The sequence below is a fragment of the Moorena producens PAL-8-15-08-1 genome (assembly GCF_001767235.1).
GTDB classification, from domain to species: domain Bacteria; phylum Cyanobacteriota; class Cyanobacteriia; order Cyanobacteriales; family Coleofasciculaceae; genus Moorena; species Moorena producens_A.
On the sequence record NZ_CP017599.1, the window covers coordinates 6,184,803 to 6,206,192 of the forward strand.

Here is a 21,390-nt window from a genome sequence, read left to right on the forward strand (position 1 = left end):
TTCCCCCATGAGCGACTGCATCAAGACGGGAACAGGGAACAGCGATGCAGCGCGGTCTTGGGGGTTTCCCCCATGAGCGACTGCATCAAGACGGGAACAGGGAACAGCGATGCAGCGCGGTCTTGGGGGTTTCCCCCATGAGCGACTGCATCAAGACGGGAACAGGGAATAGCGATACGCTGCATTAAAACAGGGAATCAACTTCAAAGAATACTGTACCTCATGAGTCCTAGAAACGCTATATAGCCTTTACTGAATAAGGCTTTGAGTAATTTAAAAATGTAATTTAAATAAAAATGTATGGCTCTCCTAGACTCATTTACTATAATCAGTCTAGGAGAGCCACTTAATGTTGTTTTGAAAAGCTGTTTGCTGGAGATGGCTTGATTGGTGTTACTGGTGGTATCAGTGCGATTCTCGAACCGATTATGTTTCGTAGTAATAGGAATTACGCAAATCCCTCAATTTAACGCTACCTGTAGGGTGGGCAAAACATTGCCCACCCTACCCATGGATTCTGTGCGTAAGTCCTGAGTAAAAGTTAATAGTTGTTAAACTAAGGCGGATTCATGTTCCAAGAGATTGCGGCTCAAATTACTTTTTCTCCCTCCTTGCCCTATTTAGCCACAGCCTTAGGGGTGACTAGCATCGGGGGACTACTGGGCTGGCGCTGGTGGCAACGAAAAAATACTTACAAATCCCTAGAGTCACTCCCCTGTCCTCCCAAACACTGGCTATTGGGAAATCTTCCTCAAGTATTAGCAGCAGTCAAACAGAAGAAATTCTTCCAATTATGGTTTGATTGGAGCAAGCAGCTCGGCCCGATTTATGTTTTCTGGATGAACCCTCCACTTCTGGTTTTGGGTCAGCCAAAGGTGATTGAAAACACTATTGTGAATGGGATGAGAGATGGAAGCTTGGTTAGGTATGAGCGAATCCGCAAAGTTTCGAACGAATTTGGTGGTGCTCCCGTTCTTGTCGGCCAAAACGGGAGTGAGTGGCAGTGGCGACGCCAGGCTTGGAATCCTGAATTCAGTTCTAGAGGTCTGTCCAAATACTTTAACATTATTAACCTTGCCTGCGAACAAGTAATTGCCAGACTTCAGCAAGATGCACCGCAAACAGAGGTAAAGGTCGATTTCCTGTTTGTGGAACTAACCATGAAGGTGATTTCGAGTTTAGTGCTCGGAATTCCTGTGGATGGAAAATCGTCTAGTTCTGAAGGACCACCCCTCGATATTCTAAAGGCTCACGAGGCGATTTCTATTTTGGGCTATCGGACCCTACGGTTAATTACTGGGGAGAAGAGATGGATGAAATATTTGCCCACTAAGGCTTCACGAGATTACTGGAGAGCAAGGCGATATTTAGAGGGTTTGATTGGTCCGCGAGTGGACTTAGCCTTGAAGATGAGAGCACAAAACCCGACTAATTGGGGCCAGGTAAGTCCAATGTTCCAGGAATCGATGTTGGTTAAAATAGCGGCTAAGGAACAAAAATACACTCGGAAAACACTGATCGCAGAAGCTATTTTACTCTTGATTGCTGGTACTGATACCACAGCTCATACTTTATCTTTTGCAGTAGGAGAGTTAGCCTTAAATCCAAGGGTTTTTCAGAAAGCACAGGCTGTAGTTGACCAGAGTTGGCAAAGTCCAGGTGGCCTTAAGGGTGGGATTAATACAGAAAGTCTGAAGAAATTGAGTTACATCGGTGGGATTATTAAAGAGACTTTGCGCCTTTATTCAGTCGCCTCAGGTTCGACTTCCTTGGAGGCTCAACGTGACACCGTGATTGAGGGCAACCTGATTCCTCGTGGCACGATCATCCGGTTTTCAATGCTTGCTGCTGGGCGAGACCCAGAGGTCTATGCCAACCCCGAGGAATTTTTGCCAGAGCGTTGGTTAGACCAGGGCAAGGGCAGCAGCCCACTTCCCATGATAAATTTTAGCTCAGGTTTTCATCGTTGCTTGGGAGAGCATCTGGCAATGCTGGAAGCAACGGTAATACTAGCAATGCTGCTCCGTTATTTCGACTGGGAGTTGGTCAATGGTCGTTCATCCCTCGAACAGTTAGAACAGAACCTTTTGATGTATCCGTCTGATGGGATGCCAGTGCGTTTTAAGGCTAGAGACTTGCAGTGTATTGAGGAAACTTACTAGGTTTTAGGGAGTAGGGAGTAGGGAGTAGGGAGTAGGGATTAAGGGCAGTCATGGCAGTTTCCACGGGGCTGACAATGGTTTTATGGGTAACCTATCTCTTAATAAGAGACCTTCATGATATACCCAGTCATGCCCCTGACCCCTCACAGGTCTCCTCAGCTTAACGGTAAGGTGTTAAGAGCGTGTTAAGCTTATAGATTAAAAGGCTCCCGACCACTATCTTATCATAGGCACAGACAACTATGCGACCTGATTTGCAGGACTTGGTGATTTCAGAGGACTATCTAACCAATTTAGTTGGGGAGAAGCCAGAGCGAGTCAGAGGTTTTTTCCTAGAGAAACCAAAAGAACCAGGAGATTTCTTTATAAAATTGGGTAGAGGGTCCTTTCTATGGCTGAAATATAAGGCAGTTAGACGGCTAGTGAAAGAAGTGGATCGATACAATACGGTGATTAGAGCTGTATACATTAATGATCAATTGGAAGAAGCTGGTAATCCAGGTGTTGGTCTCAGTAATCGGGAGCGAGTGCTCGAAGCCCTTGGGGTGATGAAAACGGATTTAGTGCGTGCTTTGAAGACAGAACGAATTCTCAGGGAGAATAAGCAGTTTATTACTAAGAATCCTCAGCTATTTACTACTAATTTAACCACCTTGACCGCCCTGCACTTGAGTGATCAGGCCAGTGAGTATGGACGAGTGCTAGACCAAGCCTTGCAGGTGGCAGTGGGGGTACAAGAGGAAATGAGAAAATTGCAGAATCAGCGTTAGGGGCTCTATTTTAGGGAGTCGGGAATCGGGAATCGGGAATCGGGAACAGGGAATAGGGAACAGGGAATAGAGAAAAATCCTGTGTACCTGAGGTGCGACCCGTGGGGAATTTAATTCTTAATGGGTCAAGGGCACCTAAGGTTTTAGGGAGCAGGGAGTAGGGAGTAGGGAGCAGGCAAGAGGCAAGAGGCAAGAGGCAAGAGGTGAAAAATCCTTTGTACCTCATAGCTATAAGAAACGCTATATTATCCAAGGGATAATATTTAATTTATTTAAATTACCGTCAAAAAATAGGTTAATTTTTAATTTTTAAGAGTAGTATATCGATTCCATAATTTACTGGGAATTCTAAGAATAGATGGCAAAAGCATAGGTCTGGCATGACGCTTGATTGTCATTATTCATTCAGAGAATTACAGGAATTGTACAATGCCTTATCAAAATATTACCGGTACTCTTTCCGAAAGAGATGTCCAGGAAATCCAAACCGCCCTACAAACGATTGAACAAAAGCTACCTTTCTTAGTTAATCTAACGGCTGAGGAACGACGCACCATTTTAAAGATGGGTTCAAAAAGTCTATCCTTTGTTAACAATAGCCTCACTGCTGCCCAATCTAACCCCAAGATTCTACCTGCTAGCTTTGACGTAGAAGAGTTTGCACGGGACTATGAGCTTGCCGTTACTCTGACCGATGTCTTATTCCAACTCCGACAATTAACTGAAAAGGTGGATGATACCTTAATGGCAGTCAGCTCTGAGGCTATGAACAGCGGTGTACAAGTTTATAATTACATCAAGGTGGCTGCTAAAAAGACTCCTGGTCTAAAAACCATTGCTGAGAGTTTAGGGAAACGCTTTAAAAAAGTTAATCGTAATAAGTCGGCTATTGCCAATTCTGATCAGGCTTAGTGTCCAAAAAGGCTTGCTGTTGAGCCTCTGAACCTCAACGGTGAGCCTCTGAACCTCAACGGTGAGCCTCTGGACCTCAACGTTGAGCCTCTGGACCTCAACGTTGAGCCTCTGGACCTCAACGGTGAGCCTCTGGACCTCAACGGTGAGCCTCTGAACCTCAACGGTGAGCCTCTGAACCTCAACGGTGAGCCTCTGAACCTCAACGGTGAGCCTCTGAACCTCAACGGTGAGCCTCTGAACCTCAACGGTGAGCCTCTGAACCTCGTGAACGAGCCTATGGCGGGTCGAAAGACCTTAGAATAGCTGGTTTATTAACTATTTAGGATAATTGGGATGACCACAGTATTGAATCTAGAGCCCATTACCCCTCTGACCAGAGAGCAGTTTTATCGCTTGTGTGAGGCTAATCCTGATTTACAGCTTGAAGGTTCACCCCACGGTAATTTAATTATTATCACTCCTTTAGGCGGAGAAAGTGGTAGTATTGAGGCGAATCTGATTGGTGATCTAATTATCTGGAATCGTCAAACTCGGTTGGGGGTTGTTTTTAGTTCTCAGACTGTGTTTAGTTTACCAGGTGGTGGCGATCGCTCTCCCGATGTAGCTTGGGTAGCCCTGGAACGATGGCAAGCATTGAGTCAAAAAGAAAGAGAAGGTTTTCCACCGATTTGCCCCGATTTTGTGATTGAGTTGCGCTCACGGACAGATCGATTAAAGCCCCTACAGGAAAAAATGCAAGAGTATCTAGCCAGTGGCTTGCGTTTGGGTTGGTTGATTAATCCCCAGGATAAACTGGTAGAAATTTATCTGGCAAACCAACCTGTGGAAGTAGTAGCAATGGCTGTAGTGTTAACAGGAAATCAGGTGTTACCGGGGTTTAGCTTGGAATTATAAAACTTAATTTGGTTAGCGTGATCAGTTATACCAAATCCAGAAAGCAAAAACCGGATTAGGATTAGGCTCAAACCACCGTATTATAGTCAGAGTAAGACAACTTTTTTTACTGTCTGTACTAACTGGATTTGATAGTATAGCAGTGGAAGAAAAGCTTAAGACATCTTCTGCTTCCTGCTCCGAAGCTCCCTGCTCCCTTTTAACTAAAAGACTATGTATTAAACTATACTTCCCTTGCTATATAGAGCAATACTAAATAATTTGTGAAATATATTGGCTAAAGCGATCGCTGTAATCCTTGCTGGGCAAGGATTACAGATTTTGATTATTTTACAAATGATTTAAAATTATTGCTATATGCCCTGAAGCCATAATCAGGAGCTACACAGCAAGACTATTCAAAGCCGTTTATCGTGATCAATCAAACGCTGACATCAGTGTAATTACGGTTAATAAGGTTAATAAGGTTAATAAATCGGTTGGCTGGGTAGTCCTAATTATCTTTACCAATCCTGTGCCAGACATGATCTATGGAAAATACATTGAATATTTGGTTTGGACAAGAGAAAACATTCTGTAGTTTGAGCAGAGATAAAATTGATTTGTACCTCAAGATTCCCATCCTCGCAGGACAATCAACAATTTATTATCCTAGCCAATTCGGAAAAGTTTACAGCCAGCAAGGGTTTCATTTGCTGGAAACCGACTCACAGTTGATAGGTGCTTTGGCACAACCAATAACCTATCCCCTAGCCGAGGATATATATAAGGTCTACCTGAGTTTGCTGGAAGTGACCCAAGGCTGGAATTTATGTAGAATTTGGAACTATATTCCCTACATTAACGATAAGACGGGAGGTCTGGAGAACTATAAATCGTTTTGTCAGGGTAGATCCCTAGCGTTTGAAAATTTTTATGGGGCAGACTTTCGGGTAAAATTACCAGCAGGAACTGGCGTGGGAATTGCTGATGACACCTATGGAATCTATTTCATTGCGGTGAAGGAAAACATCAGGAATGTGGAAAATTCCGAACAAGTTTCAGCCTACTACTACCCGTCTCAATATGGGCCACGTTCACCTAGCTTTGCTAGAGGAACTGTGATTAAACCCAATGGTAAGCGGATTGGCTACCTGTCAGGAACAGCTAGCATCAAAGGCCATCAGTCTGTGGGCAAAGGGGATATTGGCAAACAGTTTGATATCACCCTTGATAACATGGGGCTGGTGTTTGAAGGTATGGGCTTTAACCGTGGACTCCCAGATCCAATGCAAAGCGATCGCGCCTTCATCATTTACCTCCGCGATCCTTCTGATTTGCCAGTGGTTCAACAGATGGTTAAGAACAATTTCGCGGTTTCTGATCGGCTGATCTATTTGCATTCAAATATTTGTCGGGCAGATCTGGACATTGAAATTGAAGCCACCATCACTGAAAAGTAGCGATCGCATTTTTAGTTTTTAACCCTACCCTAAAAATAATGGAATTTGGTGTACAGTTTTTTCCCGATGTTAGCCCTCAACAGAAGTCAGGAGTCCAGTATTTTAACGAAGCTCTTGATCTGGTCAGTCTGTGTGATCAACTCGGTTATACTAGTATTAGGATTGTAGAACACTACTTCCATAGATATGGCGGATACAGCCCTAATCCCATCGTTTTTCTGACTGCTGCATCCCAGCGAACTCAAAACGCTCGCCTGATCACTGGAGCGGTTTTGCCTGTCTTTAACAATCCACTCAAATTAGCTGGCGAAATTGGTATGCTCGATGCCATTTCCAACGGACGTCTGGAAGTTGGCTTTGCTCGTGGATTTCTTCCCCATGAATTTGCCCGATTTGGGATTGATTTGAACGAGAGCCGCAGCCGCTTTGAAGAAGGGATGGAACAGGTACGTTGCCTGCTCGAACAAGAAAATGTGACCATGGAGGGTCAGTTTCATCGCTTTGAGAGCGTTACGTCTTTGCCCCGTCCTACTCAAACTCCCCGTCCTCCTTTCTGGGTAGCTGCTCTGGCTACCCCCGCATCCTTTGTGGCTGCTGGTAACAAGGGTTATGGAATCATGGCAATTCCTTTGGCAGGTGGGAAAATGGCTGAGTTAATTAAGCTATATCGAGATGCCTGGAAGTCCGCTGGTCATCCAGGCCAGGGTCGGCTAATGTTGGCTTTTCACATGTTCTGTGCCCCAACGGCTGAGAAAGCGATCGCAATTGCTCGTCAACCCTTGAACGACTATTTGAAATCTTTGGTAGAAGCGGCTTCTGATTGGTTAATGGATACCCATTCGGCGGACTATCATAGCTACGACAAAATCATTGCTGGACTAAAGCAGGAAACCTTTGAATCTCAGGTAGAGAAGGGAGCTGCTTGGATTGGTACACCTGAACAATTGCAATATACTATCCGTAGCTACTATGAACAAGTTGGGGGCTTTGACTTGGCTTCTATGCAGGTTAACTTTAACACCATTTCCGTAGAAAATGCTGCCGCTTCGATGAGGCTTTTTGCTAAGGAAGTGATGCCTTGTTTTTGTTAAAATAGATTTGATTCAATTTCACTTCAGGGGTACAATAAATAATGACGGATCCACTCTCTTTGTCCAAACTACTAAGCCCTTTTGAATTAGGTGATTTATCTTTAAAAAACCGAGTAGTAATGCCTCCTTTAACTAGAGGTAGAGCAGTTAATCTGGGTATTCCCAATGATTTAATGGTGGAATATTATACTCAAAGAACTGGAGTAGGTCTAATTATCACTGAAGGTACATTTATTTCCCCTCAAGCTAACGGTTGGGTAAATGCTCCTGGTATTTATACTCTGGAACAAACTGAAGGGTGGAAAAAAGTTGTTAGTGGTGTACACTCTAAAAATACGCCATTATTTTTGCAGCTTTGGCACTGTGGTCGGGCTTCTCATAGTAGTTTCCATGATGGTAAGCTAGCTGTTGCTCCTTCAGCCATTAAAATTAACGAAGAATATGTTCATACCCCTCAGGGAAAACAGCCTCACGAAACCCCACGAGCCCTGGAAACTGAAGAAATACCCCAAATAGTAGAAGACTATAAAAAAGCGGCTGAAAATGCCAAACAGGCAGGTTTTGATGGGGTAGAAGTTCATTCAGCTAATGGTTATTTACTGGACTCTTTCCTGCAATCTAAAACCAACCAAAGAACAGATAACTATGGTGGTAGTATTGAGAATAGATATCGTTTACTCAAAGAAGTAATCGAAGCTGTAATAACTGTTTTTCCAGTCAATCGAGTGGGGGTTCGTTTGTCTCCTAATGGTGTATTTAATGATATGGGGTCTGTGGATTATCGTGAAACATTTCTTTATGTAGCTAAAGAGTTAAACAGTTATGGGTTAGCTTATATCCATATATTAGATGGATTGGCGTTTGGATTTCATGAATTAGGAGAACCCATGACTTTGGCTGAGTTTAGAAACGTTTTTGATGGTCCAATTATTGGTAATTGCGGCTATACTCAAGAAACAGCCGAAGCGGCAATTCAAGAAGGTTTGGCAGATTTAGTTGCTTTCGGAAGACCGATTCTGAGTAATCCAGATTTGGTTGATCGCTTCGCTAATAATTGGCCTCTTAATCCTATTCCAGATGTGAAACTTTGGTATTCTCCAGGTAAAGAAGGTTATACTGACTTTCCTACTTATAAGACGGAAAACTAGCGAGGCTGTTACTAACTAAGTGTGATCTAGCCTGACATCTTAACCCTAAATGCCTTTAGGGTTTACAATTTTTTGACCGAACAGTGGTTCATTACGGGGCAGGTTCAACTCTTGCCTCTTGCCTGCTCCCTGTTCCCTGTTCCCTGTTCCCTGTTCCCTGATCCCTAACAGAAATTGTGTACTTCATAGCTATGAGACTTGTTCTATAATAATAGATAAACCAAAAAAAAACTACCAATAACATGCTGGAAGGGTTAGCAGTTTGGGGAATTTTTCATGCCGGTGGCTATCTCGCCAAAGAAGTGATCGGTCCTTTGGCAAAAGACGCTCTAGAAGACTACACTAAAGATTTTTTCAAAGAATCTATCAAAGATTATACCGGACTATCGGATCAAGATATCCAGAAAAAACTCTTGGTTAAAGCCTTAAAAGCTTTTGTGGCTTTAGTGGAAAAGGAATTAAAAGTTGCTGACCTATCTAAGCAAGAAATAAAACAGTATACTAAACCACTCAAGGAGTATATTAAGAACCAATCCGTTAAATCTATCCTGGGAAGTGGGTTTAAGTATGGCTGTAAACAAATAGATACCGATACATTAGCCAAGACTTGGGTTGAGCTAAAGTTATTACCATTACCGGAAGAATTTCGGTGGAAGTATATTGGTAAACACTATCTCAAGCAAGTACAAACTATCATCAAGCAATCGGATAAGTTACGGCCTATCTGGGATTCCCAAACGTTAGATGCGATCGCGTAGCGTAGCCCTTCGGGCTAATCGCAGAAAACACTAAAGCTACAGCAGGCATTATCCCAGGCTTTGACTTAAGGGAATATCAAGAAGCAATCCTAGAACGCTATGGTAATGTTAAATTAGATAGTTTAGATACCGATGGCTCTGCCTATAATCAACTAAAACTCTGGACGATATTTATCCCCCAAAATGTGCGAGAGGTTCATGACCTGATGCCAGAGGCGATTCATGAACTGCCTAAAGATTATTATCAAAAACTGCTAGAAAGTGGTCAACTAGAACAGGAAATTGACCAACAGGAGTTGAAACGAGCTAAAGAGCGTTATTATCAACAGCCGATAAAATCCGTATTGGATGTGATTAAGGACTCTCAAGGCTATCGGTATTTGGTAGTTTTAGGAGACCCAGGCTCTGGTAAATCTACTTTGTTGCAGTATTTAGCATTGGAGTGGGCAAGAATAGATCTAACTACTGACAGTTCTCAACCAATTCCCTTACTGATTGAATTACGCACTTATATCCGGAATCGCGATAGTGGACAGTGTAATAACTTCTTGGAATTCTGTCATCAAAGCAGTGGAGCGATATGTCATCTCAATCAACATCACCTTGATGAGCAGTTAAAAGCTGGTAAAGCCTTAGTGATGTTTGACGGGTTGGATGAAGTGTTTGAGCTAGGGAAACGAGAGGATGTAATTACGGATATTCATCGCTTTACCAATACCTATCCTAAAGTAAGAGTAATTGTGACATCTCGGGTAATTGGTTATAAACCCCAACGGCTACGGGATGCTGAATTTCGTCATGTTATGCTCCAAGACTTGGACTCAAAACAAATTCAAACCTTTATCGAGCAGTGGCATGAATTAACCTTTACTGATCAAGCCGATAAAGTTAGGAAACGGGAGCGCTTACAAAACGCAATTAAGACATCCTCCCCCATTCGACAACTGGGGCAAAATCCCCTATTACTAACCATGATGGCAATCCTGAATCGCAATCAAGAATTGCCTCGTGACCGCTCTGAACTCTATAACCAATCCTCTCGATTACTGCTCCATCAATGGGATGTGGAACGAGCATTACTAGAAGATAATCGTCTTGACCCAAAGACTATTGATTATCAAGATAAGCAACAGATGCTGGGAAAAGTGGCAGATTTCATGCAGGGTAATCAAGCAGGATTAGCAGGAAATCTGATTAGTGCAGAAGATTTAGAACGGATTATCTTCGATGAGCTGAAATCACGAGAGTTTACTAATCCCAGAGCGGTGGCTAAGGTAATGATTAATCAGTTGCGCACCCGCAATTTTATCTTGTGTTTCATGGGAGCAGATTATTACGCCTTTGTGCATCGGACATTTTTGGAATATTTCTGTGCTTGGGAATTTGTCAGGAAATTTGAGAAAACCCAGGAGATTTCCCTAGAACAGTTACAAACCCAGGTATTTTGTCAGCACTGGCAGGATGAATCTTGGCATGAAGTGCTGAGGTTGATTGTGGGCATGATTGATTCCAAGAAAGCTGGAGAGATTATTGAGTATTTGATGGCACAAGATGGAAGAAGGTATGAGTTTAGTAATCTATTTTTTGCAGGGGATTGTTTGTCTGAGGTTAGGAATCGCTATGAGATAAAATCAACGGATACTGAATTACTGAATCGCTTCAAAGACTTAACTAATTATGATCTAAATTATGATTATGAACCATATGGAGATGAGGCAGACTTAGTCCGTTATATTCGCACTAAAGCTTTTGTAGCAGTAGCCACCCATTGGCAAGACCATCCAGATACATTAGCCATACTTCAACAATCGGCTCGCTCTGATAAAAATTGGAGGGTGCGACGTGAAGCAATTGTACAGTTAGGTCAAGGTTACCAAGACCACCGAGATACATTAGCCATACTTCAACAATCGGCTCGCTTTGATAAAGATTGGTCGGTGCGACGTACAGCAATTGAACAGTTAGCTCAAGGTTACAAAAACCACCGAGATACCTTAGCCCTACTTCAACAATCGGCTCGCTCTGATAAACATTCGGGTGTGCGACGTACAGCAATTGTACAGTTAGCTCAAGGTTACCAAGACCACCGAGATACCTTAGCCCTACTTCAACAATCGGCTCGCTCTGATAAACATTGGAGGGTGCGAGCTACAGCAATTGAACAGTTAGCTCAAGGTTGGCAAGATCGCGTAGCGTGGCCTACGGCCAATCAGCCTTGGTTATGGGAATTTTTATGGGATCGCACTCTCAATGACCCCTTTGAGCGTAAGGAAAGCTGGTATGACAATCCTCGACAAGCAGCCCTTAAGGCCATCCTGGAACATTATCCTAACCATTCCCAAATCCGATCCTTATTGCAGGATAGAGCAGACCATGACTCCGATCCTCAACTGCGGGAGTTTGCTCAGAAGGAATTAGCCAAATTATCGAGCTTTTGATAGTAATCAAGTATAGAGGGTTTCCAAACGAGTTGTAAATTAATCGATGGTCGAGAAAGGCAAGAGACAAGAGGAACCCACCCCTAACCCCTCCCAGGAGGGGAAGGCAATAGGGGCAAGAGCTCCAGAGTTTTGTGGTAAACTAAAAAAAGACCTTCTCCGTTTACATCTCAAATGGAAAACCTATATATATCACAGTTATGGTTAACAGAAAGTAATAGTTATGGTTAACAGACAGTAAAAGACTCCCAACGTCAAAAACTTTGGGAGCGTCATTTTAGGTTACATTAAATTCAGTTTAGCATAGGTATTTGATTAGTATGGATCATCAAATGAAGTACCGATATTTGCTTCTAACCACTTAGCGTTCGCGTAGCGTGACGTTCCGTCAATCGCATTTTGGCTTTCTTGGTTTGTTGCTAACCTTTCCATCATTACCACAACATCCATTTCTGGGACATCTAGAGAATATCCATTTACTTCAAGGAAAGTTGCCATCACTGCGAAAGCGACCCTTTTATTGCCATCTATAAAGGGATGGTTTTTTGCAAAACCATATCCATAGGCTGCTGCTAAATCAAATAAGGTTGGTTGACCATATGCAAATAGATGTCTAGGTCTGGCTAAACTAGCCGATAGCAGATTTTCGTCCCGAATTCCTGGACTTCCCCCATGTTGTGCAATTTGATCAGCATGAATAGCTGTGGCTATAGCTTCCGATATCCACAGCGGTTCCCTCACTTAGCCAGCTCCCTCAACGCATTTTCATATTTTTTGCTGACTTTCTGATAAGCTGCCATTACCTTTTCAAACTCAGGGTCCTTCGTGGTGATTTCAACACCATCAGCGGTTTCTGTGATAAATACAGTATCGCCTTGGCCGTTCGGCCACGCTACGCGAACACCAACATTCAGCTGTTGTAGGATCTCTTTAGGTAAGGTTATGCCTAGGGAATCACCAATCTTATTAATTGTGAGCTTGTACATATTTTAAAGGGAGTTGGGAGTCGGTAAAAATCCTATATTATATTATTATATATATAGCGTTTCTAGGACTCATGAGGTACAGTCTTATTTGACGTTGATTCCCTGTCTTAATGCAGGGCATCACTATTCCATCTTACCTCTTACCTGCTCCCTGCTCCCTGCTCCCTGCTCCCTGCTCCCTAAAAACCAGAAATTGTGTACCTCACAAGTCGTATAATTGCTATATATCATTACTATAAAAACCGCTATATAATATTCCCTATTCTTTCTCCCCACGCGCCCAGATCCCACACTCCCTTAAAAAAGCTATAATCCCCAATCACTAATGATTTGGGGACTTTGTAACGGTATTTAGAGATTAGTCCAGAATAGAAAAAGAAGGCAGTAAGTGGGATTGGGTAGTGAAACCGAGGGCGGTGCAGAAGTTGGGGTTTTAGGAGGAGGGGCGATCACGTGCCTAAACCGCCTTTTCGATACACCACCTGTTGAGGATACTATTCTGGATCCAGGAATCCCTTAACTGTCTCAACAGGAATAGAGAACGCGGGATGATTAAATAATGCTTTTAATCCCTCAATTCCTCCTGCTTTCAAAGCACATATTAGTCGCTGCTTAAGAGTAGGATTATCATTAATTTGTACCTTGATAATTTCAACAGCAACAGATTCTTTAGCAGTTATGGGATTGTCAGCAATCTTGTTTAGTAATTGCTGAATTTCAGCTTTCATATCAGCCATATCATCTGGTCTGATATCAATTGTTCCAGTTTTTAAATTAGCATCATTGACCTCCTCTATTATATCCATATCTGTCTGATTTTCTTGATAAACTGAATCCTTAGTAGTGCTAATATCTCCAGTCTTAATTCGAGCTCTGTTAACCTTACCACGAACAATCATTGACGTATTATTTTTCTTAGTCATGTTTTTAACTCCTGTAATCAAAACTTAACAGACAGTGAATCTCCTACACTTCCCGATGGGGTAAGTATAGGCTTCTAGCACCTCTTTTGGCTGCTAGAACTTCCTTCTCCTTCTTAGACCCTAAGCGAACAAGGTACTTATATTCCCTCAGGGCAAGTTTTCTAGTGAGGAACACCTCCAGCCCCACTCGCTTTAAATTGAGTATTGTTACTGCTCGCTGCTTTTTCAGCTATCTAGTCCAGTAACTGTTACTATTGTAGTCTACAGTAGACTAGCCAGTAGTTCCACGAAGTGAGAGATAATTCCTGTCCCGCATTTAACGAGCGCTCCCATATCAGCTGAGATGTGAGGCTTATGCGGGTTTAATACTAAACTTAGGTATTATTTTCATCTGACGACTCATCAGGCGATAAATTATCAGTAGAGGCTTGATCAATCTCTTCATTGTTATCTTCCTCTTGTTCAGATTCTTCCCTTGAATTATCTTCGATCTTACCTGTAACAATTGAACTGTCATTCACTTCACCTGAAATATTCATAGAGGAATTATTTTCCACCTTCTTACCACTAGATTCTGCCGTTGCATAGGTATTTACGATAAATTGAGCACCTTCCTTAGAAAGATTAGATATAACAGCAACTGGAGAAGTATGTCCATAAATTATTTCTAAAAAAGATTTTCTATTAATCTGTATTTCTCCATCAATATTTGGACTCCACTCAATGCAATCAAAGGTGCAATTGCTATCCAAAAGTCCTTTCTCCTGACTCTGGCTATTAATTACATCTCCATTATTATTTGTAGGTTGCTTTAACTTGATTCCACCCCGTTTAGTTTGAAAAAAGTTAGCACTATTAAGATGACACTTATCTAGAGTTAGTAGAGTTAAATCAGCATATCTAAAGTCTGCGCCTGTTAAGTCGCTGCTTATAAACTCACTACCCCTCAAGTTAACCGAGTGAAAACTAGCTCGAATTAACTGACAATCATTGAACGTAACACCTATCATTTTGGCTTGAGAAAAAATTACTTCTGTAAGATTACATTTTTGGGTAAATCTACTATTTGAAAGGTAAACTTCTCTTAGAGAAGCTGCTTCAGACGTTGCCCTTTTAAAACTAGTGTTAATGAACTGACAATTGTAGAGATTTGCTCTATATAAGTCAGTAGCTTCAAAATTAGTGTCCTTAATAATGTTATTGCTTAAATCAACACGCTTCATCGAGGCATTGTCAAATTTGCAATCGTTAATTGTTGGTTTTTGTTTTTCATGCTCACCATTTACTATTTTTTCATTACTATTTTTTTTATTACTAATACCGCAATTTATTAACTCTGAATCCCTGGGTTCTTTTTTGGTTGTAAATGAGTTAAACTTAGCTCTAGTAAATATTGTACTTATCAATGTGCATTCATAAAAATTACAAGCTACTAATGTGGCATCTGAGAAGTTAGCTCTTGATAAGTTTGCCTTTTCAAATTTACTGTTAAACGATGCATTTACGAAACTACAACCAGTTAAATCACAATCATTCTTGAACAATAGATGTCCGTCATTCTCTATTCTAATTTTACTGTAATAATTAACACGACAATTATCAAAAACTGAATTAATAAGCTTAACATTATCAAATTCAACAATTTGAGAAAATGTGACGTTACTAAACCTTGAATTATTGAGAACAGAGTTGACAAATTTAACATTACTTAAATAAGAGTTACAAAAGTTTGCACCTTCAATCCGAGCCTCGTAAAATTCAACATTAACTAATTGACAATCAGGACAGGCAAGTCCATAGGGTACATTTAAATTTAAAAACTTAGTATCTACTACTCTGATTCCAAATTGACTACACTTTTCAAGAAATACTTTTGAGTCTATATTACCTAAGTCTTCTTGATTTACCTCGACTTTAAATGTTATATTTACTAAATTTTTATTGATTTTTATTATATCTCCACCTTTTATTTTGCCTGTAGTAGAGATAAGAGAATTAGTAATTTGTTTGCCTGTAGTAGAACTAAGAGAAGTAGTAATTTCTGGATCGGTGTACTGAGTGAATTTGAATCCATTTATCCTTGACCAATAAATACTGATAAAAAACCAGTATTTTGAATCCAAAGGTAATGATGATTCTCCAGGAGACACTAGCTTTATTTCCGGTTGGTTTATGTTGCCATAAACTATTACACTGCCAAGGTGACCTTCATACAAGTATGACTTCTCAAATGGTTCTGGATCAGGAACCTTTTTTCCCATATCTTTAATAGATAAACTGATTTTCATAGCTATTAAAACCCATTATCAATTCTGCTATCAATAGCATTTTTTATTTGTTCTGATATTTTTGACGCATGACTCATTATTTCCTGGGAACTGAATACCAAAGTATATATTCCCATGCTACTTTGCTGGTCATTTAGCTTGGACTTAAAATTAATATCATCTTCAGTAGTCCATTGTGACCCTTCTTCTTTTAATTCTTCATCTCGGCAATAGACAACAACACCATAATCATCAAAATCTAGCACTAAGCATTTTGCTAAACCCTCTATTGGTGAGTATTCCCTCACACGAGGTCGTGGCAACTTTTGTTCTTGTATGGCTTGTAAAATAACATGCCCGACAGGAGATAATTTTGATGGTAGTTCTGATTTGTCAGAGTTTTCCCAAACCCAATAATATGTAGGTTTTTCGATGACGTTATCCTGGGGATCTGAACTGATATCTACTTTAGGAGGTGAAGGAAAGCTAAGTTCTTTAACCGACTCATCTAGAGTAGATATTTTTTCAAAACTGCTTAAAAAACTTTTACTTTGATTAGCCAAATCTACAATCGTTTTTTTTACTCGATTAAATTTTGTCTTTAACTTACTCACAGAATCTGAGTATTCTTTATAAGATTCAAGTCTACCCTCAAGTTTTTGAACTTTTTGAGTATGTTCTGCTTTTTGAGATTTCAGTTGCTCCTCGTATCTAGCTTTTTCTTTATTAAGTTTTTGTCTAGCTTCTTCAGCTTCTTGCTTTGCCGCTTCCTTTTCTTCACTTAGCTTGATTTGCTCTGCATCTTTATACAAAGGTTTAGGATCGATACCATATAAATTAACTGTTTTTATATCAATTATTGCTTTTTGCCATTTAGAAAAATTTCTAACTATTGCTCTACTTACAAACAAACAAGAAGTAGAAAATACTGCTGCTATAACAAAAGCTGTAAAGGTTATAAAGCTATTATTATAAACTGGTTCACTAACATAGAAAATAGCTATAGATGTCAGATAGATATCTGCTAAAAATAAAACCCATATCCAAGGTATTTCTATAATACCGAAAAAAGAAATTTTTAATCTTTCTGGTAGGATGTTAGACGCATCTATTATTGAAGCAATAGGCAAAAATGCTGTTACCAGCAAGCTAATTAAAGTTTTAATAGGAATATTAAGTACTTGTTTATAGCTGTCTAGTTCAAATAGAATTTCTAAAGCATAGCCTAGTATGGCAAACTGAGCTATACTAGAAATTAGTAAAATTCCTGCCAATAAACAAATCCAAAAAAAGCTTTTTTGTTCTTGATTGCGATATCTATCTTCAAGTTGTTCGCGATACTCCGGCTTGTTTACTATTTTTTGATCAAAAAAATCTTGGGTTTCTGGGCTACTATCATTCATGATGATGCATCAAATTAACAATCAAATCTTTATATTTTTTTACGGTTTGGTTTTTATTATGAGTTCCAATCCTTGGGTACAGCACAACTATAAGGAAGTTGATCGCGGTCATACTTAACTATTTGATCTTTAACTTCTGAAAGCTTAGCGACATCTTTTTCTATATATACACCCCCTTTATATACCAAACTAAATAGTTCATTTGAAAGATTTTTTTTAACTTTTTCACCGCTAGAAAAATCATAACTTTCATTATTTTTTAGTTTATCATTTTCTTTCAATGCTAACGCAAAATTCGGATATTCTCTAAGTCGAAAAATATCTTTATCTCCCGCTCTATCCCAGGTATACCTATCAATGACAATCTTCGGTTTAGTTTCTCTCATTTCGGCGGGAAGAGACACTATAAAAATAATACCTTCAATATCTGGATCATTAATTAGCAAATTCCTTTCTATGCTTACATGAATAATTCCTTGCTCTTGATCACTAGACCATTTAGCAGCAGAACAACTATCTTTAGCACTGAAATATAGACCATCTTTAAGCTGATCTATACGCCTTATGTAAAAAGTTTCAGGTTGACGAGAAAAAGTAAGTATTGTTGAAATTTTGGGAGTATGTCGCTGATTTTTAAAGCTGTTTTTGCCTTGGCTTTGTATTATGGCATTTGCAGGCAACCTTAAGATTAGCCTGTGGGGTGAACAGTTCTGATCTCCAAATATTTTGCCATAGATAGAACTATTGGGCTGTACACTGATACGAAAAGGTTTGTCGCTCGGAACCTCGCAAAAGTTTTTTTCCTTTACCATTTCTGACAGCGTCGGCCATGAAAAAATACCAACGATGAATAGAATCATCAAAAATGGATACTGATAGCGATGGCTGATTTTCATATAAAAGTGTCTTACTTAACTGATTAATAAAGACAATGATTTCAACTAAATCCAGAAGCACTACCGCAGTATTACGGATTTACCAAAGTCTTTTTGCACGGAATTTTCTCTCTAATTACCCTATAACCTCTTAAAAACCAGGACAATTTCCTATGTGATACTTCGTAAAGTGTCGTATTTGTCTCATAAGAATTCAAGAGGGTACTTGACATAGCTAATATTGATATGAGAGCCCCCTGAGGGGACGATATGAGCCTTCAAAATATTATATAAGGTTTGAGGTCAATGTTATTATACGCGATACAGTAGCAATCCGACTTCTGTCTTACCTGCTCTGTGCTCCCTACTCCCTACTCCCTGCTCCCTAAAACCCATAACTTTGTACCATAGCCAATTGAGAACCGCTATAACTAATAAAACAATTAACCAAAATACTTATGAAAGCCATTCTCTACACAAAATACGGATCACCAGATGTTCTGCAGCTCAAAGAAATAGAAAAACCCATCCCTAAGGAGGATGAAGTATTAGTAAAAATTCATAGCGCATCCGCCAATGCAGGTGACTGGCATTTACTCAGAGGAAAACCCTTCTTGATCCGCATCATGGGCTTTGGGCTAGTAAAACCAAAAAACCAGATGCTGGGAGCAGACATAGCAGGGCGAGTTGAAGCCGTTGGCAAAAACGTAGAGCAGTTTCAGCCAGGTGATCAAGTATTCGGGAACTTATCCGAGGGTGGTTTCGGGGGTTTTGCCGAGTATGTATGTGCCAAGGAAAGTGCATTAGTCTTGAAACCGGCCAATATCACCTTCGAGGAAGTGGCCGCAGTACCCGCAGCAGCACTCACCGCCCTCCAAGGTCTTCGGGACCAAGGACAGATTCAGCCAGGGCAAAAGGTTTTGATTAATGGTGCCTCTGGTGGTGTCGGTACCTTTGCCGTCCAGATTGCCAAATCCTTCGGAGCCGAAGTGACTGGGGTGTGTAGCACCAGGAATTTAGACATGGTGCGCTCCATTGGTGCAGACCATGTCATTGATTACACTAAAGAAGATTTCACCAAAAATGGCCAGCATTATGACCTAATTCTTGATGCTGCCGCTTATCGTTCCATTTTGGATTACAAGGGTATATTAACTCCCAACGGAATTTATGTATTCGTCGGAGGTTCCACAGCTCAACTTTTCCAACTTATGTTCCTAGGACCATGGATTTTCATGACCGGAAGTAATAAAATTGTGTCCCTGTTTATGGAACCAAATAACAAGGATTTGGTGTTTATAAAGGAGCTTCTTGAAACCGGCAAAATAGCACCTGTTATCGATAGACGATACAGCTTACGTGACGTTCCTGAAGCTATCAGATATCTTGAACAAGGACACGCGAGAGGTAAAGTTGTAATAACGTTGGAAGAGTAGGGAGTAGGGAGTAGGGAGTAGGGAGTAGGGAGTAGGGAGTAGGGAGTAAGCATTCAGCTGTCAGCAGTCAGCCTAATCATTAAAATAAATCGGACATGGAATAATTTAATAGTTCGAGATTTTCTCGAATTGGCTGATAGCTGAACGCGCACGCGTGTGCGTAGCACATAAGCTGATAGCTGAATTTTTAAACTATAGCCTTTCTTATGGCTATGAGGTACACAGGATTTTTGACCTATTTCCTCTTAACTCTTCCCTGCTCCCTGCTCCCTGCTCCCTGCTCCCTGTGCGATCGCTTACCAAAGTAAAACCCTACGATTCCTCCTCCACCGGATTATTAGCGACATCAAAAACAATCACAAACTTAGCATCCGGCATCAGCCGTTTAAGAGCTTTCAAATGTCCTTCGGCATCAGAGCGATTGCGGAACCGACCAACAACAACTCGCTGCATTTCGGGTAATAGCCGAACAATTACCCATGGATGAAGGCGTTCAGAATACGTCATAATAAAAGTATCTCCTGTCATAGGGGACCCAAGGCTAGCCCGTAAATTTGAACGGTTTCCCGGGCTAGCTCTTGAGGTGGAAGTTTTACCAACCACTCTTTTAGAATAACACAAATAATCTTTAATTGTAGCATATTTTTTAAATTTTTGTAACAAATTTTTAGGGAGTAGGTAACAGGGAATAGGGTCAAGAGATCTGAGTATTTTTTTTGTTTTGGTGATATCATGATTGAGTTAAAGGCAGTATCCAAAAAATGCGATTGACGGAACGTCACGCTACGCGATGAAGCGGAGCTTCCGCTAAGAGCGAACGCTCTTTAAGTATTTAGTTCTAATAAAAGCTAGATGATTGAAAACAATAAAAATCAGACAACAGTCGGTATTGCAGCTATAGGCTATTATATTCCTTCGGGAGTTATGACTAGCGAGGCGATCGCCAAACTAGCAGATATACCCCTGTGGGTTTTGAAAGAAAAAATAGGCATGGAAAAAAAACCAATTTCTGCCGAAGACGAACATCCCAGCGATATGGGAATTAAAGCAGCAATGTCGGCGATCAAAAAAGCCAAAATTAAACCAGAACAAATAGATTTAATTGCTTATTGCGGGGTAGGATATTACGATTACCGATTTTGGTCTCCGGCAGCAAAAATTCAAGCTGCCATTGGTGCTGACAATGCTCATAGTTTTGAAATTAGAAATTTCTGTAACAGCGGGAACTTAGGTATTAATATTTCCCGGAACATGTTGCTGGCAGATAATAGTTCAAATTATGCTTTAGTTGTTTGTAGTGATAAATTATCCCAGCTGGTTAATTACTCGGATAAAAATAGTAATTCTATTCTTTTTTTCGCCGACGGTGCCGCCGCAGCCTTACTAAAAAAAGGAGAGTCTAGCAACAAAATTCTATCCTATTATGGTATAACTGATGGCAAATTAGCTGATTTGGTTCGAGTTCCCTTGGGAGGGACAAAATTGCCTGTAAAAAGTGAAAATATTGACTTAGCACTTAATTATGTAAAAATAGAGGATCCCAATCAATTAGAAAACACTTTATCAGAAATTTATTTAAAAAATTATAAAAAAGTAATCACCACTGCATTGCAAAAAAGTGGATTCTCTCTAAATCAAATAGATTTCTTATTTACCAATCAGATCAAAAAAAGCTTATTAGCCAAGATTCTTGAAGCTCTAAGCTTAACTGAAAAAAATACATTTATTTCCTTGACAAACTGCGGTCATTTGGGAGCAACAGATACTTTATTGGGTTTGGCTAAGACTATAGAATTGCAGAAAATAAAACCTGGTAATTTAGTAGTTTTAGCTAGTAGTGCTGCCGGGTTTTCCTGGGGAGCAACTGCGATTCAATATTAAA

Annotated in this window: 21 protein-coding genes; 12 read left to right on the plus strand and 9 right to left on the minus strand. The window is 40.4% G+C overall.

Going from position 1 to position 21,390, the window contains the following annotated elements; all coding sequences use genetic code 11:
• Positions 1-20 precede the first annotated feature (20 nt).
• Entirely contained in the window at positions 21-185 is a 165-nt protein-coding gene (locus BJP34_RS44100; protein WP_158517392.1) for a hypothetical protein, read from the minus strand.
• Positions 186-569: 384 nt separating this feature from the next.
• Here BJP34_RS44100 and BJP34_RS22575 point away from each other — a divergent pair, with 384 nt between their 5' ends.
• On the plus strand, positions 570-2,162 hold the full coding sequence (locus BJP34_RS22575) for a cytochrome P450 (protein WP_070394281.1): 1,593 nt from the start codon (positions 570-572) through the stop codon (positions 2,160-2,162).
• A gap of 242 nt (positions 2,163-2,404) precedes the next feature.
• Complete coding sequence (locus tag BJP34_RS22580) at positions 2,405-2,932, plus strand: hypothetical protein (RefSeq protein ID WP_070394282.1); 528 nt, start codon at positions 2,405-2,407, stop codon at positions 2,930-2,932.
• Positions 2,933-2,942: 10 nt separating this feature from the next.
• On the opposite strand, the gene BJP34_RS44105 is transcribed toward BJP34_RS22580, so the two are convergent.
• On the minus strand, positions 2,943-3,158 hold the full coding sequence (locus BJP34_RS44105; protein ID WP_158517393.1) for a hypothetical protein: 216 nt from the start codon (positions 3,156-3,158) through the stop codon (positions 2,943-2,945).
• 203 nt (positions 3,159-3,361) lie between these two features.
• On the opposite strand from BJP34_RS44105, the gene BJP34_RS22585 reads away from it, so the two are divergent.
• The 7 genes from BJP34_RS22585 to BJP34_RS22610 all read left to right on the plus strand — a co-directional run bounded on the left by BJP34_RS22585 (position 3,362) and on the right by BJP34_RS22610 (position 11,618).
• Positions 3,362-3,844: a hypothetical protein gene (locus BJP34_RS22585; RefSeq protein WP_070394283.1), complete on the plus strand. Its 483-nt coding sequence runs from the start codon at positions 3,362-3,364 to the stop codon at positions 3,842-3,844.
• A gap of 336 nt (positions 3,845-4,180) precedes the next feature.
• Entirely contained in the window at positions 4,181-4,741 is a 561-nt protein-coding gene (locus BJP34_RS22590; RefSeq protein WP_070394284.1) for a Uma2 family endonuclease, read from the plus strand.
• Between the two features lie 530 nt (positions 4,742-5,271).
• Positions 5,272-6,183, plus strand: coding sequence for a hypothetical protein (locus BJP34_RS22595; protein ID WP_070394285.1), 912 nt, complete (start codon positions 5,272-5,274; stop codon positions 6,181-6,183).
• A 38-nt stretch (positions 6,184-6,221) separates the two neighbouring features.
• Positions 6,222-7,274 (plus strand): LLM class flavin-dependent oxidoreductase, encoded by a 1,053-nt coding sequence (locus tag BJP34_RS22600; RefSeq protein ID WP_070394286.1) that lies wholly within the window; start codon positions 6,222-6,224, stop codon positions 7,272-7,274.
• 41 nt (positions 7,275-7,315) lie between these two features.
• A complete protein-coding gene (locus BJP34_RS22605) occupies positions 7,316-8,422 on the plus strand; it encodes an alkene reductase (RefSeq protein WP_070394287.1) in 1,107 nt (368 codons plus the stop codon).
• Positions 8,423-8,664: 242 nt separating this feature from the next.
• A complete protein-coding gene (locus BJP34_RS47725) occupies positions 8,665-9,180 on the plus strand; it encodes a hypothetical protein (protein WP_229423969.1) in 516 nt (171 codons plus the stop codon).
• A 185-nt stretch (positions 9,181-9,365) separates the two neighbouring features.
• Positions 9,366-11,618, plus strand: coding sequence for an NACHT domain-containing protein (locus BJP34_RS22610; protein WP_229423970.1), 2,253 nt, complete (start codon positions 9,366-9,368; stop codon positions 11,616-11,618).
• 315 nt (positions 11,619-11,933) lie between these two features.
• Here the strand turns inward: BJP34_RS22610 and BJP34_RS22615 are convergent, their stop codons facing one another.
• Positions 11,934-12,359, minus strand: a complete 426-nt coding sequence (locus BJP34_RS22615; protein WP_070394288.1) for a type II toxin-antitoxin system death-on-curing family toxin — start codon at positions 12,357-12,359, stop codon at positions 11,934-11,936.
• Positions 12,356-12,604 carry an AbrB/MazE/SpoVT family DNA-binding domain-containing protein gene (locus BJP34_RS22620; protein WP_070394289.1) on the minus strand — a complete coding sequence of 83 codons (249 nt, stop codon included), beginning with the start codon at positions 12,602-12,604 and terminating at the stop codon, positions 12,356-12,358. The genes BJP34_RS22615 and BJP34_RS22620 overlap by 4 nt, the downstream gene beginning before the upstream one ends.
• 13 nt (positions 12,605-12,617) lie before the next feature.
• Here BJP34_RS22620 and BJP34_RS40630 point away from each other — a divergent pair, with 13 nt between their 5' ends.
• Entirely contained in the window at positions 12,618-12,821 is a 204-nt protein-coding gene (locus BJP34_RS40630; RefSeq protein ID WP_149031119.1) for a hypothetical protein, read from the plus strand.
• A gap of 277 nt (positions 12,822-13,098) precedes the next feature.
• Here BJP34_RS40630 and BJP34_RS22625 read toward each other — a convergent pair whose 3' ends face one another.
• From BJP34_RS22625 to BJP34_RS22640, 4 genes are all read right to left on the minus strand, one after another.
• Positions 13,099-13,527, minus strand: a complete 429-nt coding sequence (locus tag BJP34_RS22625) for a hypothetical protein (protein WP_149031120.1) — start codon at positions 13,525-13,527, stop codon at positions 13,099-13,101.
• A gap of 374 nt (positions 13,528-13,901) precedes the next feature.
• The gene (locus BJP34_RS22630; RefSeq protein WP_070394291.1) at positions 13,902-15,815 is read right to left on the minus strand and encodes a pentapeptide repeat-containing protein; all 1,914 of its coding nucleotides are present in this window, start codon (positions 15,813-15,815) and stop codon (positions 13,902-13,904) included.
• 5 nt (positions 15,816-15,820) lie between these two features.
• A complete protein-coding gene (locus BJP34_RS22635) occupies positions 15,821-17,197 on the minus strand; it encodes a hypothetical protein (protein WP_070394292.1) in 1,377 nt (458 codons plus the stop codon).
• Between the two features lie 56 nt (positions 17,198-17,253).
• Positions 17,254-18,093, minus strand: a complete 840-nt coding sequence (locus BJP34_RS22640; RefSeq protein ID WP_070394293.1) for a hypothetical protein — start codon at positions 18,091-18,093, stop codon at positions 17,254-17,256.
• A gap of 437 nt (positions 18,094-18,530) precedes the next feature.
• Between BJP34_RS22640 and BJP34_RS22645 the strand changes: the two genes are divergently transcribed.
• Complete coding sequence (locus tag BJP34_RS22645) at positions 18,531-19,508, plus strand: NAD(P)-dependent alcohol dehydrogenase (RefSeq protein WP_070394294.1); 978 nt, start codon at positions 18,531-18,533, stop codon at positions 19,506-19,508.
• Positions 19,509-19,820: 312 nt separating this feature from the next.
• Here BJP34_RS22645 and BJP34_RS22650 read toward each other — a convergent pair whose 3' ends face one another.
• A complete protein-coding gene (locus tag BJP34_RS22650; RefSeq protein WP_070396831.1) occupies positions 19,821-20,015 on the minus strand; it encodes an SPOR domain-containing protein in 195 nt (64 codons plus the stop codon).
• 345 nt (positions 20,016-20,360) lie between these two features.
• Between BJP34_RS22650 and BJP34_RS22660 the strand changes: the two genes are divergently transcribed.
• A complete protein-coding gene (locus BJP34_RS22660) occupies positions 20,361-21,389 on the plus strand; it encodes a 3-oxoacyl-ACP synthase (protein ID WP_070394296.1) in 1,029 nt (342 codons plus the stop codon).
• Position 21,390 lies beyond the last annotated feature (1 nt).

Excerpts from the sequence above, each read along its gene's own strand:
- BJP34_RS44100 (WP_158517392.1), bottom strand. The coding sequence starts at position 185 with ATGCAGCGTATCGCTATTCCCTGTTCCCGTCTTGATGCAGTCGCTCAT.
- BJP34_RS22575 (WP_070394281.1), top strand. The coding sequence starts at position 570 with ATGTTCCAAGAGATTGCGGCTCAAATTACTTTTTCTCCCTCCTTGCCC.
- BJP34_RS22580 (WP_070394282.1), top strand. The coding sequence starts at position 2,405 with ATGCGACCTGATTTGCAGGACTTGGTGATTTCAGAGGACTATCTAACC.
- BJP34_RS44105 (WP_158517393.1), bottom strand. The coding sequence starts at position 3,158 with ATGAGGTACAAAGGATTTTTCACCTCTTGCCTCTTGCCTCTTGCCTCT.
- BJP34_RS22585 (WP_070394283.1), top strand. The coding sequence starts at position 3,362 with ATGCCTTATCAAAATATTACCGGTACTCTTTCCGAAAGAGATGTCCAG.
- BJP34_RS22590 (WP_070394284.1), top strand. The coding sequence starts at position 4,181 with ATGACCACAGTATTGAATCTAGAGCCCATTACCCCTCTGACCAGAGAG.
- BJP34_RS22595 (WP_070394285.1), top strand. The coding sequence starts at position 5,272 with ATGGAAAATACATTGAATATTTGGTTTGGACAAGAGAAAACATTCTGT.
- BJP34_RS22600 (WP_070394286.1), top strand. The coding sequence starts at position 6,222 with ATGGAATTTGGTGTACAGTTTTTTCCCGATGTTAGCCCTCAACAGAAG.
- BJP34_RS22605 (WP_070394287.1), top strand. The coding sequence starts at position 7,316 with ATGACGGATCCACTCTCTTTGTCCAAACTACTAAGCCCTTTTGAATTA.
- BJP34_RS47725 (WP_229423969.1), top strand. The coding sequence starts at position 8,665 with ATGCTGGAAGGGTTAGCAGTTTGGGGAATTTTTCATGCCGGTGGCTAT.
- BJP34_RS22620 (WP_070394289.1), bottom strand. The coding sequence starts at position 12,604 with ATGTACAAGCTCACAATTAATAAGATTGGTGATTCCCTAGGCATAACC.
- BJP34_RS22625 (WP_149031120.1), bottom strand. The coding sequence starts at position 13,527 with ATGACTAAGAAAAATAATACGTCAATGATTGTTCGTGGTAAGGTTAAC.
- BJP34_RS22630 (WP_070394291.1), bottom strand. The coding sequence starts at position 15,815 with ATGAAAATCAGTTTATCTATTAAAGATATGGGAAAAAAGGTTCCTGAT.
- BJP34_RS22635 (WP_070394292.1), bottom strand. The coding sequence starts at position 17,197 with ATGAATGATAGTAGCCCAGAAACCCAAGATTTTTTTGATCAAAAAATA.
- BJP34_RS22640 (WP_070394293.1), bottom strand. The coding sequence starts at position 18,093 with ATGAAAATCAGCCATCGCTATCAGTATCCATTTTTGATGATTCTATTC.
- BJP34_RS22645 (WP_070394294.1), top strand. The coding sequence starts at position 18,531 with ATGAAAGCCATTCTCTACACAAAATACGGATCACCAGATGTTCTGCAG.
- BJP34_RS22650 (WP_070396831.1), bottom strand. The coding sequence starts at position 20,015 with ATGACGTATTCTGAACGCCTTCATCCATGGGTAATTGTTCGGCTATTA.
- BJP34_RS22660 (WP_070394296.1), top strand. The coding sequence starts at position 20,361 with ATGATTGAAAACAATAAAAATCAGACAACAGTCGGTATTGCAGCTATA.